Below are 15,317 nucleotides of genomic sequence, written 5' to 3'. Positions count from 1 at the left end.
CACGGACTTCGCCACCCGTGTCTTCGCAAGCGTCGAGGCGCTCAAGTTGCCAATGAAGATGGCGCCGTACTCTTCGACGAGCGCCGTGGAAAGCTTGTTTAGCTGAGCCGCATGACACCCGCAAGCGTAACTAAACCTTCTAGGCCTGCTTGCGCCGTGCCGGGTATTCCTCAGCGATCGCCAGTCACGTGAGTACGCGCTTGCGGTCCGCAAACGCGTACTGACTATCCAGCCTCCCCTCACTGAGCTCACGCCCCGACAATCGGGGATTCGGCCAGCAAGGTCGGGCACTATTCCGCCGGTCTCCGGTGACCGCGAGGTATTGTCACCGGATCCAACGGGGGATTTACAAGTTTGTCAGGCAGAGGCCGTACCTGGTCTCGCCAGTTTAGCGCCCGCCCACAACGCACGCTTGCTACGTTCATATTGCGGCGGATAGGTCATCTGGTCCTCCGCGCCAAGGCGCTCTGCCGCATGCCACACCCAGCGCGGGTTGTCCAGAAACGCTCGACCGATCGCCACGGTATCCGCCTGACCAGACGCAATGATTTCGTCTGCTTGGTCCGCGTCAGCAATCATGCCTACAGCTCGTGTATGGATTCCGACGCTTGCCTTCACTTCGGCGGCGAGGGGGACCTGGTAGTTCGGTCCCACAGGTATGCGAACGTTGGCGATCCCGCCTGAGCTGACACACACATAGTCGGCCCCGGCATTCTTCAGAGCGGAGGCGAAGGCAACTGCGTCTGCGACGGCGAGGCCGTCAGGCATCCAATCCGATCCTGTGATTCGTAAGCCGAAGCACACGCTTGCCGGAAGCGCCTCACGAACTGCAGTTGCAATTTCGAGCGGAAATTTCATCCGGTTTTCAAGGGAACCGCCGTAACCGTCGGTGCGCAGATTGGCGATCGGCGAGAGGAACTGATGGATGAGATATCCATGCGCCGCATGAATCTCGACCACGTCGAAGCCCAAGCGTGCGGCACGAACGGCGGCCGCCGCAAATCCATCCCGTACTCGATCCATGTCGGACCGTGTCATCTCTTTGGGCGTATGCCAGTCCGCCCCGGCTGCCAGTGCAGACGGACCTTCTGTCTGCCAGGGATCCTCGAGGGGACGAAGCGCTGCCCTGCCTTCCCAGGGGCGCTGCGCGGAGGCTTTGCGTCCGGCGTGGCTGATCTGGATGCCCCAACGGGTCTGCTTTGGTGCCACGCGCCGCGCCGCAGCCAACACGCGCGCAATCGATGCTTCGTTTGCGTCACTGTAGAGACCTAGGCATCCATGCGTGATGCGCGCCTGCCGTTCGGTCGCAGTGGCCTCAAGAACAATGAGACCTGCGCCGGACATGGCAAGTTGCATCAGGTGCATCTGATGCCAGTCGTTAGCGCATCCATCGTCGGCGCTGTATTGACACATTGGCGATACGACAACGCGGTTAGGGAGCGTAATCGGCCCGATAGTAACGGGGGAAAACAACGCTGAAGTCATAACTCTCTCCTGCCGAAAGATTTGTGAGCATCGGTGGCCGCGCGGCGATCGCGACGCTTCCGAAATCGGATTTGCCAAAGCGTTACTCGCCGCTGGCAATGCGCGAATTTGCCGACCTGCGATTCCGCGCAAGGGCCAGCTGGAACGTTCAAAACAGTATAGTTTATCTATCGATAACTTGCGGAATACCTTCGCATCGCCGAGGGTGTTGCGGCTGTCGCTTGGTACCCGGAGTGCCCGTCTAGCAAGGGCGGAGGCCGGATTGTCACAAGAATTTTCACAGGCGCATTGCGCGTTCTGCATCAATGCCCACTTCCGTCAGCGCGGTCGCGGCCGAACTTTTCCAGAAGGCCTTCGAAGCGTAAGCGCTCGTTCGAGCACACCAGATCGATACCCGGTTAGGACTGGGTATTGAGATGCGCCGGTTCTCAGCAGGATTTGGAGAAACCAGCGCACTTACCCTGCTTCGTCATTGCCGAGCTGATTGGAGCGGCAATTGGCCTCGCACTGCACACTGCGCTCGAATCTCGCGAGCAACGTATCGGTCACCAGAACCTGATCGAATCTTCTGGTGAGCACGGAGATATCCGCCCGCTTCAGACAGTAGTCGCCTGCGGAAAACGGTTTGTCGCAACTCCTGAAAGCAACCGGCGGTGCCGGCACCATAGCGACGACCAGGCGTTCGCCGACAGCTGGCACACCGGCGAAATGGACCGGACCATCAAGCCCCTCAATGACACCTGCACGGGTCTGCTGTTCAGCGACAGCGCGAAGCTCAACGCATCCGTCCCGTCAGGCAGGAACCATGAAAGATTGCGCATCGAACCATGCCCCTTGGGGATGCGGCATCCGCTGCAGCTTGACTTTCGGTCGCTTGCTTACCGGTCAATGTCCCCGTCCGAAAGAGGGTGATCTCACCTGGTCCGTGCGAATAACGATGTCATGACCAGTTCGGCACGCGTACGAGACAACGTTATTGGCATGCAACACATATGCTTCTCCCGGTTCAACGCCCGGGTAGGCGGAAGCAGTCTCGTAGTCAGCGTAGAACGCAAACAATCGAACCAGTCTTGGTCTGTTGACTGCGTTGTACGCGATGTCGACGCCTGAACCGAGTGCCAGCGCAAGCGACGCGGCGGCGGCGCAATCGAGAAAAGTCCAAAGAAAAGAGCTGACATCCTCGGTCTCCTTGGCTCCCAGCCAGCTTCGAAGCGAAGGAAAGAGGCGCATACCAATCCGGACCGGTGCTCCGAGAAAACTATGAACGAACAGCCCTTCCAGAAAGATGCGACACAATAGCAATGCGTAGACGCCTGTGGCCGCGAAAGCGGCGCCGGACAACCAAAGCTGAGGCGCACAAAGAAGCGTCCAGAACGCCAGCGTGGAAGTGAAGTCCGTTGCGGGTAACTGGAGTGCGCCAGACACGATGTGTTTGGCCGGCGCGGTTGCGATCACCGTCGCCATTGCTCCATATACAAGCAAGACCCACCTTGCCAACGGATGTCGCCATACCGCAGCAATGACCGGGAAGAATCGAATCAGGAATCCCGCTATCAACGCACAAACGGCAGCTGTCTCCAGCACCATGTCCGGCCATGAGGATGGCAAGTGGATTTTCCCGATACCAACGGTCAAGACGCCGCCAATGAGCGCAGCCAAATATAAGCCGTAGGCGAATTTCGTCTTTCGATACCACGGCGTTGGATTGTTCTCGGAGGACTCGATGTTCATGTTCACAGTTTTTTTGCTCTTGCATCCGGTCGGACAACATAGCCTTGATTCTTGTGTAAAAATCGAGAGTCGCCAGCCTTGAAACACTGAAGCCGCCGGCGTGCGTGGCCCGCGACTACATTCGTAAGCGGGCGTAATCCTAAAAGAAATGACACGGGAGAAACTATGGCCGTATATTTTGAGACAAGCGAACCTTCAGCGCTTCTGAGCGAATTCAACAAACGAATCAAACAGACTGAGCAAACGGGCAAGATTACGACCTGGGAGATCAGTGACGACGGAAAGTTCTATACACACAAGTCGAAGGACTGGAGAGGCCAGGCATGGTTTGCCGCAACGGTCGACAACGGAAGACTAAGGTTCAATATCTATCCGTCTGAGGACGACAATGTCTCAATGACCGCCTACGGCTACTATCACGGTCATCTGTTAGAGACGTTCCTGAATCACTTCGACCAGATGTTCACGCTGGGCTCTGTGACGCCGCTCCCTGCATCGCCAGACAAGGTGCAGTCAGCGTAATGTTCCGGGCGCCCCGCAAAGGAGCGCCCGCATCTTCAAATCTAAAAATTCTCGCCCCGACGAGGCCATCGCGCGGGACAACCTTCTTGCCTTGATGATGCCCGATGAAATAGCAGATCTCGTGTTGGACATGTCGAAGATGACCATGAGCGCGGCGCGAGACCTTATTTTTTCGCGTTACCCGAATGCGGTCGAATCAGCATTGGAACGAGGCTTGCGGCCGAAGCACCTCCACGGACCTCGTTGTCCGCGCCAACTTAAAATATGACCGTTTCCCTCAGCGTTCTGCGTGCCGCTTCCGCAGCGCGGGCCCGGTCGAAGATGTAAGCCAACTCGGTGTTGTACTCTGCCGCAACATTCTCAATGGTGTCCGTCAACTCCTGGCGTAACGCCGAGAGAGAACGTACCTTGTCTGCCGAGTCCAGCAAGGTGCGAGTGTCGTCGGGCGCCTTAAGAGACACGGCATAAAAGGGGTTCGCCTCCAGATACCGAAGATATTCTTCGATGCGGTTCAGCAATTGCAGCGGCAAGTACTGATTCACTTTTAACTGGTCATTGCTCATATGGTAAATCAGGCCAGCAATATCATAGCTGCTTAACTTAATGTCGACATCCGCGTCGCGAGACAAGCACTTCAGCAGGCGAATCGCGCGTTTGGCGTAGCCGTCCGAAGCGCTGTCCTTCAGGTCGATGAGCGCCATATGCAGAAACGGCCGGTTCGACATCGTCGACCCGTCTGTCTTGTTTAAGATGCAAACGTCCCGATACGTTTGATTCTTTGTCTGCTGGTAGTCGCACGTGTCAACCCAGTGCGCGGGAACTACGTCAACTTTTCGCGCGAGCGACCCGCCGGACACCGCGATCGACTTAGCGCCTGATACATCGACATCAGCAGCTGGGTATTTGCCGGTCAGATATCTTTCGCAAAACGATCGCAGTCTTCCCAATTCCGACACGGGTGACAGGTCCGGACGGAAGTTGTATGTACCTGGTGCAACGACAGGCATATCGACAGTGACAAACCAATCTGCAATCACCAGCAAGTCGACATCCGACGAGGCGTAAATGTGAATGTTGAGCGGTACCGAGCCCTGCAGCCGTGTAAGCACACCATATTCCGTTTGCTTTGTGAGCTGATCGGAAATTCGTTGCCCGTCCCGGATGGAAATCTCTGTGTACTCTGGCGGCACCTCAGCCATGCACCCCAGCGCGTACCGTGTTGCGTCGCCCTTCCCTTTCGACTCAAATGACTCGACCGCATGTCGGGCTTCGGCAGAATCGAAGATGAGTCCGGCGGTCAGGCTTTTTGCGAAATTGGTCGGGGCGCGGCGCTGGCGAAGCTTCTCGAGCTTCTGTGTGTAGTTGCTTGCCATCTTATGGTCTCCGGTCGATTTTTGTGAGCGCCATTTCGCCGTAGGTGACCCGCCCCATGTTATTGAAGTACCAACCGGACGCGCTCTTACCATCCTCGCTGAAGCGTAGCTCGCAGTAGCCACGGTGTACCTGCAGGCCATCCGCCGTTCTAGCTCGGGCCGTCGGCTCATTGGAATAGGAGTACATAAGCAATGCCTCACCGTCATGGTCCTTTACGGCCGCAGACAGGCTGAACGATTCCGAGGTTTTCGTTCTCAGGTGGACGCCGATTTTTGTCCATTGCTGATTAACCTTGATGCTTCCCGCCCATTGTCGTGGTGCACCTCCTTGCGGCAACGCCTCTGCGGGCCCCAGCGTCGTACCTGCAACGCTCCATTCACCACTGACGTTGTGAAAGCCGAATAGCTTTCGGCAAACCCAGTTGCGCCAAAACCAACGATTAAACGCGAAGTACAAAACCGCAAAAGCAATACCGCTATCGAGGGTTTTAGGAACAAACCCCCATACGGATGGAAAAATCCGCGTTACCAGTTGCCCGAGCAGCCCCCAGCTAGCCGCGTATAACGCGGCCAAAATAGTGATGCCGGTACCGATGTACTGGAAAATCCGACCCCGGTCGTGGTCAAGGATGGAGTATTCATGGTCTGTCATATTTTGTCGCTCTCACTCCAGGGTCCAAATCTCTGCGCATGGCCGAACAAAATTGCCAGGACATGTGCTTGCCGTCAGCCCCGCTGGTACGCAGGCGTGCTCACCGAGACTTCAAGTTCAAACTCGAAAACTTTCCATTGCGCGCCTCATCGACCACTCGACCGACCTGCGCCCGGATCGACGTGTTATGTTGCGCGAAACGACAGATGTTCTGGCCACATCCTTCGAATTGGCAGCACCTCTGCCCCACTCGCTCCATGCCCGCCGGTTTTCAACTGACAGGCTGCATTCACCACGTTCGGTTCTACAGCTACCGCCGGTTCTCGCATCTACAAATCGCGCTGCTAGCCAGGAACTGCCATCCCACGCAGCGTCGTAGCGCGCCAAACCCCCACGCTCGAAAGCTATCAGCCAGACATTCCGGCCGATACGCTGGCAACCAGAACGCAACCAGGCATAGCGTTCGACCCGGCGTCATTCGCATGGTGCGGTCCTGCACGCGGCACTATATCTTGTTGAAAAACACCATCAACATACAAAATCTGTCATCGTGCTATCAAGTAAAAAATACCTGATAACACGACTTTTTTTCCGCTTAACTTTTCCGGTGGTGAAACTTTCTGCTTCCAACCGCTTCACTTCTTCTTCAACAGGTCGCTCAATGAAGTGGCCCCGGTGCGCTCAAGCACGGTATCGAGACGGGCGTCCGAACGCACGCCCTTTGCAAAATCCTCACCGTACTCCTTGCGCAATGTACGAACGAGAGTGTCACCGCGCTTGTGGCGGATCTCGCCATTGGCGTCACGCTGACGGCCATCCAGGCCTTTCGGGTAATGCTTGGTCATAATTTCAATCCTTACAGAGAGATGGAGTAGCACGAAGTTTCGTCAGAAGTGTCAGTAAATTTCCGGTGTACCGAACTTCACTTGCAGTGTTGCTTTGTTCATACGGAAAGTCAATAACTTTTTCCGGCTTGGACACTCAAAAAGTTCGGAATCGTGGTACATTTCAGGTGTGTATCTTTGGGGGTATTTGTGATGGCCACTCGGCTCGGCGAAAAAATTCGCGAGTTGCGTAAGGGGAAGAAACTGACCCTTGAGGCTCTGGCAGCGCAAGCAGGCTTGAGCAAGAGTTATCTGTGGGAACTTGAGAACCGCGAATCGCAGAGACCATCTGCGGAGAAGCTCATGGCCCTGGCAGATGCGTTAGGGGTGAGTTCTGCCTATCTGGTCGAAGATGACGTACAAGCGCCAGAGCAGCATCACCTGGATGAGGCGTTCTACCGCAACTACAAGAAGCTTGACGCAGACGCAAAAGAACGGCTTCGCAAGATTCTTGACGCGCTAAAAAACTAAGATGCAGACAGACGTGCTGACGCCTGCGAGGGCTGCATTTCGCTTGACGAGTCTTCTCAATCAACTGAGCGCGGCTCATGGCGACGTGCGTTTCCCGGTTGATGTCGAGTCGCTCGCAAAGAATTGCCACGAAATATTCAAATGGCATGACCCGATTACCAGCGTCGTGGGGGCCGATATTCCCGGCTTCGATGGCTGTCTCTCTTATCTTGGAAATGGCAACGGCTGGGCTCTCATCTATAACGAAGCCGTCAGGTCCAAAGGGCGTGTTCGATTCACCCAGGCGCATGAACTCGGGCACTACATCCTTCATCGTGCCGCCCAAACAGAGTTCAACTGCACCGACCAGGATATGGACGACTGGCAGGCGGATGAGCGACGAATCGAAATCGAGGCCGACAGCTTTGCCGCGAATCTGCTGATGCCTCTTGATGATTTCAGACAGCAGATATCGCCAAGGGTCGACTTTGAGCAACTGGGTAATTGCGCGGCCCGCTACGGCGTGTCGCTCACGGCCGCAGCGCTCAGGTGGGTAAGCGCAACGGACAAGAAGGTTGTTCTGATCGCGTCGAACGATGGCTTCATGCGCTGGTCCTACTCGAGCGAAAGCGCTCGCAAGTCCGGTGCGTTTTTCAGAGCACGCAAACACGTCGTCGAGCTTCCAGGGGCGTCAGTTGCGGCAAACGAGTCAATCGTTCGGGAAACCGAGGGCGCGACGGTTCCTGCCAGCGTCTGGTTTGCGGACGCAAGCCCGGGCACCAAACTGCGGGAAATGAAAATCGCTTCCGAGCAGTACGGCACCTTGACCCTGCTAGAATTGCCCAGCACAGAAGCAGTTTGGGCGCCGTGGGCGAATCGATAGCGCATCCGCAGGAGGTCATTCGACCGCTCGCGGCTGTGCCGCTCCGGTTCACCACCGGCACATCGAGATTCCGCATTGCATGCAGTTGAATCACAGGGCGCGCGGACACGTGAGCCACTCTGTGTGCTTGGCTCAGCGGCCAACATGCTCACCTGCACAATATGAGAGAAAAATGAGAACGATTGGGATACGCGTTGCGCCGAAACGGGTCACGTTCGTCGTGTACGACGCGGACGAAAAGCAGATTGTGAACCTGGAAGGCATCGTTGTACCCAAAGCATTGGAGACGCCTGAGCAGCTGAAATACGTCAGAAACACCGTCCTCGACGTCATCCGGGAATATGACGTGAGGCGAGCCGGTATCCGCATCACCGAGGGCAATGCTCAGGGAATCTCCATCGAGCGCATCGAACTCGAAGGTGTCATTCAGGAAGCGTTCGCAAGCAGTGAGCTCGAAAGCTATTTCTGCGGTCAGATTGCACGCATTGCCGCCAGGCTGAAGATGAGCCGCGAGCATCTACGTGAACTGCTCGAGGGTGCAGACTATGAAGAGGTGGAGGGCTGGGTGAAGCTCAAGAAGGAAGAGCGCGAGGCAATCGCAACAGCCATTGGAGCTGCGAATGCTTAATCCACACACCGAAGCGAGCCTCAGATTTCAGCTCGGCGAAGAAATTGGTGCTGAAGGCAAGAATTCGGCCGTGTTCCATGCACACGATTTACAGCTCGACGCTGACCTTGCAATAAAACGTGTCCGGAAAGACTCGATGAACGACGTCGCACACTACTATCGCGAAGCGAGCATCCTGTATCTAAGTGACCATGCCAACGTGGCACCCATCCATTATGCGTGTGAAGACGACGAGTTCATCTATCTTGCGATGCCTTACTTTTCGTCGGGCTCCCTGAACAAGTTGCTTGAACAACGCTTCCTGACAGTACGGGAAATTGTGCGCTACTCCATTCAGCTTCTAAGTGGCCTGCACAACATCCATTCGAAAGGCTTGATTCATTTCGACATCAAGCCCGATAACATCATGCTGTCCAACCGTAACGAGGCGCTGGTTTCCGATTTTGGCCTCGCCCAGAAGATGCATACTGGCGGAAAGGCGATACAGCCTTTGATGTACTGGAAGAATATTCCTCCCGAGGCGTTCCTGGAGGACGAGCATACGCCGGCGTTTGACGTATATCAGGTCGGGCTGACCTTGTACCGCATGTGCTGCGGTAATTCGACCTTCTACGAGCAGTTTGGGAAGTACAGCACTAACGAGGAGTTTGCCGTTGCTGTTCATACGGCGGCTTTCCCAGATCGAAATCGGTTTCCGGCGCACATCCCCAACACCCTGCGCACTATCGTCAAAAAGTGCCTCGCCGTCTCGGTCAATGACCGATATAAGGCGGTTATCGAAGTTGCAAACGCTTTGGCGAGCCTGGACGGGAATGAACTAGACTGGAGCTATACGACGGATAAGCATGGCACGCGAACGTGGACGAAATCAGACGGTGAGCGAACCTTCACTTTGGTTGTCGCACCCGACGGTAGCTCCACGGCGACGCGAAAAACCGAGAAGACGACGCAAAGGCTGAAGGACTGGTGCGTCAAGGCCATGGACGAAAAGACAATCCGCCGCTTCCTGAAGGAGATTTAGATGGCCGTCGTTAAAAACCGACCTGATGACTATCGCACACGCGCAAAGCTAGGCGCGGGGGGCGCCGCCTCGCCCGATAGACAGCAGGCGAAACCGGTATCTACAAAGCAGTTATTGAGCCGCGTCCGCTGCATAGACTCGCTGGGCTATGTACATTGGAACGTGGCAACGAAATCAAAAGACTGAGTGACGAGTTCCGCTCACGCTTGTGTCGATTGATGTATGCGTATGACATGACAATTTCCTCGTACAACAGTTGACGGAGCATCCGACACCGCCGCCAAGCTCAGGTTTCGCAAAGCACCCACGAACCACGTATGCGCAGCCCCCGACGCGTGCAGCCATGGCGTTTCGTCCTTTGCGTTTGCCGACGGACTGCATCGGATGGTTAGTCTTGCCCGCCTCTTTGTTCAGGAAAGGCCGACCTGGGCGCGATTAACCGACGCCGAAGCAACCGCGCATGATGTACGAACGAGAAACTGGCGAACGACGACTTCGCGGCCTCCTCCACCGAACGGCCCCAGGCGACGACTTCCGGTCCAAGCCGGAATCCATAAAGCCGGACGGACTTCCAGCCCGCAAGCGGAACAGCACCTTCGTCAGCGACCAGACGCACCAGCGGTAGCCTCGTCTCACGCCGACTGGTAGCCCTTTGCGTGATTTGGGACGAGCCCTCCCTGCCTCCGCCCAGAGTTCATGAGGTGTGCGCGTTCCAACGTTCGGATACGCTGACCGGGATTTATCTGCGGTACGAGCTTCGACGCCATAGCCTTCCCGGCGGTTTCAAAGGCAACACTTTCGTGGCCGCCGATATTTTGTTTTAACGTGCACAAATCTGCTCACGCAGTTTGCATTCGCAGGGCAAACGGCTGTCCCTGCTGAGAGGTGAAGCGCGAGCGCCATCACCAGCGGTGCCTTTCGCACTCCGACGCGGTGGACCACGCCGTGTGGCGAGCCAACGTCCGCACACCAGTTCAGTTCGATGCGTCACCAACCAAATAGCTCTCGAATCTAGCAGTGAGTCATTACGACGACATTTATCGCTCTTGCAAGACAAATCGCGGGACCGGCTCGCACGCGGCACGCAGGGTGCCCCTCCGCCCGGATGCGCTCCGAAGCGCAATTTCGAGCGGCGTCGGCCACGAGCTGAGTCTGAGGGTGTGACCCGTCTAGCAACTTTCACGGCAACGCTCCGAACTAACGTCGATGGACTTCAGCTAAACTGTAGCGTCCTCCTCAGCGGCGGAACACGAAAATGCAAGATGACCTGAACGACGCGGCAAACGAAGAAAATGCGATGCGGCGGGTCGGCATTGCAAAGTGGCAACTGAGCGTACCGGCGGACTTTGACACCATGGGCGCGGCCGAAATCCAAGCGATGTTCGAAGGTGACATAGACCTTGTCCATGCCGTGCTTTCCGCACACATCGTGACCTACTGTGACCAATGGAACAACAGGCACACCCTCGAGGCGCGGGCATTTGGCATTGCTCAAAATCAACGGTCCGTGTTTGTCGGATTTCTAGGAGGGACCGACCAGATGGGTCCACCAGAGCAGCCGTGGATGTCTATCGATGACTTGGGTTCTATTACTCTGACAGGTAACGCATATCCATCAAAAGACCGAATCATCCCCGCGCGACACGCTGCTCAGATCCAGGAAATTGTCGCGCTTGCGCCGCGAACCGGTTTGGAACAGCCATCGCAGGCCGCAGAGGATGAGTAGACGCTAGATACGTCACGGATCCATGCGTGATAGAAATTACGCCCGACTATCCGCTCAAAACTTAAAATATCCGCTCAGTATCTGCGCGACGACAGGCAGATACTGAGCGGATAAATTGGGCAAATCGCGCCAAATTTTCTGCCCCCTCCAATTTGCATCGGACAGACCCCCGCTGGATGGCACTCACACGGCGCGCTATGGCCGGTTCACGAGTAGCATGTGGACCCGCGCAATCCGCTCCTCGGGAAAAATCTGATCAACGCTGATGAGCACGCTTGCTCGCCTGGCCGATAACCTTCCGCGCGACCTCGACAACGTCGTCAGCTTTACCCACGCGCGCCGATGGCAAGTCAGATCGAGGGAAGCCGGCGGCCACGACTCCCGTGTGTGCGACGCCCCTCTCCACGACAATATCCAGACGCGCCTCTTCCGTGGCGCCAGCTTCGCCAGCCCTGGACAGAAAAATAAAAACGGTCACGGCCGCCGCTTTTGAGTATGGGCCATCGGGCCTCACATTTCCCGCAGATTCCAGCGCGTCGAGCGCACGACGCCAGACAGAAGTACGCGGATCAATTTCAGTAACAGCCGTGCATGCGAGCGGAAGGAGAGAATTTGGATCCAGGTATTCGCCGACCCGCACCTCAACGACCGTACGCGACCATTCCGACGCCCACCCGCGCGCTTTCACGAGCAGTCGTTTGTAGCCCTCATCCGAGCGCATCGCCTCAAGCGGAGTTTCCCCGCCGAGGGCGGCATTGCGAGCCGTCAGGAAGAATAAGCGAGAATGAGGCTCAGCGGGCCACAGGATTCGGCAGACTGTCGCCAGGCGTCGGCTGTCGTGCTTTGGGTTGGCGAGCAGGGCTGGGTAGTACTGCCTTCCTTCGACGTCGACCGAAAAGACGCTTCCACTAGTCAGCAAGCGTGACAGTTGGCTAGGGCTGATAGGTCGGCGCCGCCGAAACTCTTCTTCGGTCAGGAGCTCGCCGCTTCGTATCATCTGCCGGCGCGCCCTGATGGACTGCCGCTTAAGCTTCTCATAGAACGCGCGCTGCGACGAAGATTCCATTTTGTGATAAGAAAAGTCAAAACGTAGCTGGCGTGACGAACGCCATCAGGAAACAGCCTGTTGTGTGCCTGTCGTTGTGTTCGTCATGGTCCCGATTGCAGGTTAGCCCGGAGGAACAGGGATAGCCCTCACGCTGGCCGTCGCCTCCTGCCGCCCCAGGTTGACTCGAAAGCCAGCATTGGTCAGTTACGAGTCCTCGAGCAGGGCTCTCCCCAAATCTCCGGCGCCAACGCCGCTGACAGATGCAGATGGACGCGCTCGGGGAAATGCCGGAGCAACGCACGCGACCGCTCTCGGAACGCTTGCAGATCTGAACCGTCTTTTGCATCCGCAAGCTCACAAAGCAAATCTCGCACACGCAACACTGCATTCGAACGTTCGTATGGTTGAGTCATCGCCACTCTCCGCCTAATTGATATCTCGCATTTCGTCCAACTCTGAATCTGTCAATGGGAGACCGACCCTCCAATCTGGCACAAGACTAGCGGTGACATCCTCCCACTTTTTGATTCCCCAAGCCTTGGCTGCAGCACCCCACACGTACTCTGCATCGGAATCGCGACCGGCTTTACCGAGCAACCGATACTTGCTCCCAGTAGCCGTCGTTCCAGTACGCGTAACCGGATCAAAGAATCTGATTGCGGTACTAACGCGGCCGTTTTGACTGAGAATGTTATGCCCCAAAAAATGCTTTTCTCCCTTGTCGGATTCGCGAATCGACCATCGTTCCAGGTATACGGATTCAGCGCTGGACGTTACGTAAAGAGACACGGTTCTTTCCTCCGAAGATCAAAATCCGTTATCTACACATCAACAACGAAAAGCGGATTGAATTTGGCGTTCTCGTAAGGAATCGTTGGATATTTCGAGTTCGGTCGAGGTCGCCCTCGTGGATTACAAATCACCCGACTAGTGCCTATCTGATAGTCGCTCGACTCATGAATGTGCCCATGCATCCAGAGGTCTGACTTTAACGTTAGAAGCTCAACATTGGACGCATCAGAAGCATCAAGAGAGCGAGCCTGGTTCCTTTGAGGAATTGACAGCCCTGATGGTGCATGGTGGGTGACGACAACCGTTGTGCCTGTGAACGGCTCATCAAGGCGAGCCGCTAACCAACGTAAGGTTCGACGCTGATGCTCACGTGCGTCTTCTGGCCGGAAAAAGCGGCGTACCCCTCTTTCAACGGGCGCGTCCGTTTCTCTTTCCGTATCAGCGCTACCCAAGGCATCGTCCAGTAGTAGCGGGTAAAAGCTATAGTCCGTCCAGAGCATGGTGCAGAGAAACCTGACCTCCCCGAGCACGAGTTCGTCTTCATGCAAAAAATGCACGGAACTGCTTCGTGCGCACGCACGGGCCTCCTCCAAATAATTTTCGAAGGAAAGTCTATTTGGCTCAGTGTTTCCAGGCACGTACACGACCGGGACTTTGCAGCTGCCGTACAGCTCAATAGCTTTGGTACCTTCATGAATATCGCCCGCTAACACCAGGACATCCGTCTCGCACCCTACCGCAAGCGGCATGGCCAACCTGGAGAATGGCTGTGCCATTTCGTGATGAAGATCCGACGCAACCTGAATTTTCATTTCCACTCCTCAGCGGCTGGGCTGGGGCGACTCACTCATCCTTCGACAGTGGCCCTGTTACTCTTCGTACTTCGGCCCTGCCCCTGCAACCCGCCTTCCCACACGTGCGCCAGCGGCGCCACGCACAGCTATCGTGGCGTCAGTCATCCCGAAATCGCCGGGTAGTTAAGATATCCTCATCGGATCCGAGGACGACGAGACTTACCGACAACGGAATGACGTTTGACTCCTTCGGAACATAGGGCGCTTGCAACGCACGAGGGCGCGAAGTACTGCGCTCACCTTCTGCGGTTGCAGCCCATGTCCAAATACATCCCGGCGTTGCCACAGCGACGACGTCTTGTACCTCATCTTCGTCGGCACCCCATGTCAAGAACGTCACCCTGGATTCCTGAGGAGCGTTCCTGAGTATTCCAATAAGTTCAGACACAGTCATAAATGTCCTGCCCGGAAGTTCAAGCTCAACTAATCTGCAATCCTAATAATATTATTCATGGAAACTCGCCTGAGCCTGTCAACACGTAGTTGCCGAAGTTAGGGTTGTATCGCTACCCTACTTACTTCTCTGGAGTACAACTGCCCTTGATCGTTGGACAGCGCTTGTGCGTATGCCAACTCCACTATCCACTCCAGTGTGTTCAATCGCCGATATCCGTCAGGTCGATGTGCACCGCCGGACGACCCAACGCCTTCATGCATTGCAGAAAAAATGCAAATGTGAAAGCTCCTCGCGAAATTTTGTTCGCGATTGAACGTTCGGTTTCTTGAATACCAAGTCCTTCAAGTAGAACGGCAAGCTGCCTGTAGCCCATCTGTCTACGGACGAGTTCCGCCCGAAGCAAACGCTTCGCTTCCAGATTCCAGTCGATCATTAACGACACACCTGACGAAAAGCGCGAGTATCGCTCGGGCTCTTGCATCGGCCACACTATAGTCTCACATATGAGATTTTTATGCTAGAAAAAAGATTCTTTGCTTTTGCCAGCTCGGCCGACCTGCTGCAGGGTGCTGCCCCAAAGGACAAGTGAAAAATGGCCGAAGAATACTAGCTCCGGCCACGAAGCTATGGCAGTGGGTCACTGCGATTCCGGATCCGAGTCAAATTCCTTGAAAAACTCATCCGCATCGCTGTATTTGCCAGCTTTAAGATCTTTCTGCCCCATTGCCAAAATTACCAGAAGCGCCGCCGTCTGCTCTCTTCCATCGTTTGACGTGGGTCCAAGGCTGCCAACTGGCTCCGCAGTGATTTTCGCAATCACCTGGTGGGACTTATCAGCGGGAGGCTGCTCCTTGCGATCCTGTGCCACGTA

17 protein-coding genes are annotated in these 15,317 nt (G+C 55.9%); 6 read left to right on the top strand and 11 right to left on the bottom strand.

Features of this window, described 5'->3' with window-relative positions:
* Positions 1–357: 357 nt before the first annotated feature.
* The 3 genes from P0D84_RS21645 to P0D84_RS21635 all read right to left on the bottom strand — a co-directional run bounded on the left by P0D84_RS21645 (position 358) and on the right by P0D84_RS21635 (position 3,222).
* Complete coding sequence (locus P0D84_RS21645; protein ID WP_408340228.1) at positions 358–1,485, bottom strand: NADH:flavin oxidoreductase/NADH oxidase; 1,128 nt, start codon at positions 1,483–1,485, stop codon at positions 358–360.
* 456 nt (positions 1,486–1,941) lie between these two features.
* Positions 1,942–2,064 (bottom strand): hypothetical protein, encoded by a 123-nt coding sequence (locus P0D84_RS21640; protein ID WP_408340226.1) that lies wholly within the window; start codon positions 2,062–2,064, stop codon positions 1,942–1,944.
* A 306-nt stretch (positions 2,065–2,370) separates the two neighbouring features.
* Positions 2,371–3,222, bottom strand: a complete 852-nt coding sequence (locus tag P0D84_RS21635) for a hypothetical protein (RefSeq protein WP_408340224.1) — start codon at positions 3,220–3,222, stop codon at positions 2,371–2,373.
* A 159-nt stretch (positions 3,223–3,381) separates the two neighbouring features.
* Here P0D84_RS21635 and P0D84_RS21630 point away from each other — a divergent pair, with 159 nt between their 5' ends.
* A complete protein-coding gene (locus tag P0D84_RS21630; protein WP_408340222.1) occupies positions 3,382–3,738 on the top strand; it encodes a hypothetical protein in 357 nt (118 codons plus the stop codon).
* Between the two features lie 257 nt (positions 3,739–3,995).
* Here the strand turns inward: P0D84_RS21630 and P0D84_RS21625 are convergent, their stop codons facing one another.
* The 3 genes from P0D84_RS21625 to P0D84_RS21615 form a co-directional block, all read right to left on the bottom strand.
* On the bottom strand, positions 3,996–5,111 hold the full coding sequence (locus P0D84_RS21625; RefSeq protein WP_408340220.1) for a hypothetical protein: 1,116 nt from the start codon (positions 5,109–5,111) through the stop codon (positions 3,996–3,998).
* Between the two features lies 1 nt (position 5,112).
* Positions 5,113–5,763 carry a Cap15 family cyclic dinucleotide receptor domain-containing protein gene (locus tag P0D84_RS21620; RefSeq protein ID WP_408340218.1) on the bottom strand — a complete coding sequence of 217 codons (651 nt, stop codon included), beginning with the start codon at positions 5,761–5,763 and terminating at the stop codon, positions 5,113–5,115.
* Positions 5,764–6,398: 635 nt separating this feature from the next.
* Positions 6,399–6,608 (bottom strand): hypothetical protein, encoded by a 210-nt coding sequence (locus P0D84_RS21615; protein ID WP_408340216.1) that lies wholly within the window; start codon positions 6,606–6,608, stop codon positions 6,399–6,401.
* A gap of 192 nt (positions 6,609–6,800) precedes the next feature.
* Between P0D84_RS21615 and P0D84_RS21610 the strand changes: the two genes are divergently transcribed.
* The 5 genes from P0D84_RS21610 to P0D84_RS21590 all read left to right on the top strand — a co-directional run bounded on the left by P0D84_RS21610 (position 6,801) and on the right by P0D84_RS21590 (position 11,355).
* The gene (locus P0D84_RS21610; protein ID WP_093634565.1) at positions 6,801–7,118 is read left to right on the top strand and encodes a helix-turn-helix domain-containing protein; all 318 of its coding nucleotides are present in this window, start codon (positions 6,801–6,803) and stop codon (positions 7,116–7,118) included.
* Position 7,119: 1 nt separating this feature from the next.
* Positions 7,120–7,980 carry an ImmA/IrrE family metallo-endopeptidase gene (locus P0D84_RS21605; RefSeq protein ID WP_408340213.1) on the top strand — a complete coding sequence of 287 codons (861 nt, stop codon included), beginning with the start codon at positions 7,120–7,122 and terminating at the stop codon, positions 7,978–7,980.
* Between the two features lie 172 nt (positions 7,981–8,152).
* Positions 8,153–8,608: a hypothetical protein gene (locus P0D84_RS21600; protein ID WP_408340211.1), complete on the top strand. Its 456-nt coding sequence runs from the start codon at positions 8,153–8,155 to the stop codon at positions 8,606–8,608.
* Positions 8,601–9,629 (top strand): serine/threonine-protein kinase, encoded by a 1,029-nt coding sequence (locus tag P0D84_RS21595; protein WP_408340209.1) that lies wholly within the window; start codon positions 8,601–8,603, stop codon positions 9,627–9,629. The genes P0D84_RS21600 and P0D84_RS21595 overlap by 8 nt, the downstream gene beginning before the upstream one ends.
* A gap of 1,255 nt (positions 9,630–10,884) precedes the next feature.
* Complete coding sequence (locus P0D84_RS21590) at positions 10,885–11,355, top strand: hypothetical protein (protein ID WP_408340207.1); 471 nt, start codon at positions 10,885–10,887, stop codon at positions 11,353–11,355.
* A gap of 256 nt (positions 11,356–11,611) precedes the next feature.
* Here P0D84_RS21590 and P0D84_RS21585 read toward each other — a convergent pair whose 3' ends face one another.
* The 5 genes from P0D84_RS21585 to P0D84_RS21565 form a co-directional block, all read right to left on the bottom strand.
* Entirely contained in the window at positions 11,612–12,421 is an 810-nt protein-coding gene (locus tag P0D84_RS21585) for a hypothetical protein (protein WP_408340205.1), read from the bottom strand.
* 182 nt (positions 12,422–12,603) lie between these two features.
* Entirely contained in the window at positions 12,604–12,816 is a 213-nt protein-coding gene (locus tag P0D84_RS21580; RefSeq protein WP_408340203.1) for a BPSL0761 family protein, read from the bottom strand.
* Positions 12,817–13,224: 408 nt separating this feature from the next.
* On the bottom strand, positions 13,225–14,007 hold the full coding sequence (locus P0D84_RS21575) for a metallophosphoesterase (protein ID WP_408340201.1): 783 nt from the start codon (positions 14,005–14,007) through the stop codon (positions 13,225–13,227).
* A 638-nt stretch (positions 14,008–14,645) separates the two neighbouring features.
* Positions 14,646–14,879 carry a DUF6471 domain-containing protein gene (locus tag P0D84_RS21570; RefSeq protein ID WP_120306377.1) on the bottom strand — a complete coding sequence of 78 codons (234 nt, stop codon included), beginning with the start codon at positions 14,877–14,879 and terminating at the stop codon, positions 14,646–14,648.
* A 204-nt stretch (positions 14,880–15,083) separates the two neighbouring features.
* Entirely contained in the window at positions 15,084–15,314 is a 231-nt protein-coding gene (locus P0D84_RS21565) for a hypothetical protein (protein ID WP_408340199.1), read from the bottom strand.
* Between the last annotated feature and the right edge of the window lie 3 nt (positions 15,315–15,317).

It is taken from the genome of Paraburkholderia sp. RL17-337-BIB-A (assembly GCF_046025895.1).
Classification (GTDB): Bacteria; Pseudomonadota; Gammaproteobacteria; order Burkholderiales; family Burkholderiaceae; genus Paraburkholderia; species Paraburkholderia fungorum_C.
This window is presented reverse-complemented; position numbering and strand designations above follow the sequence as displayed.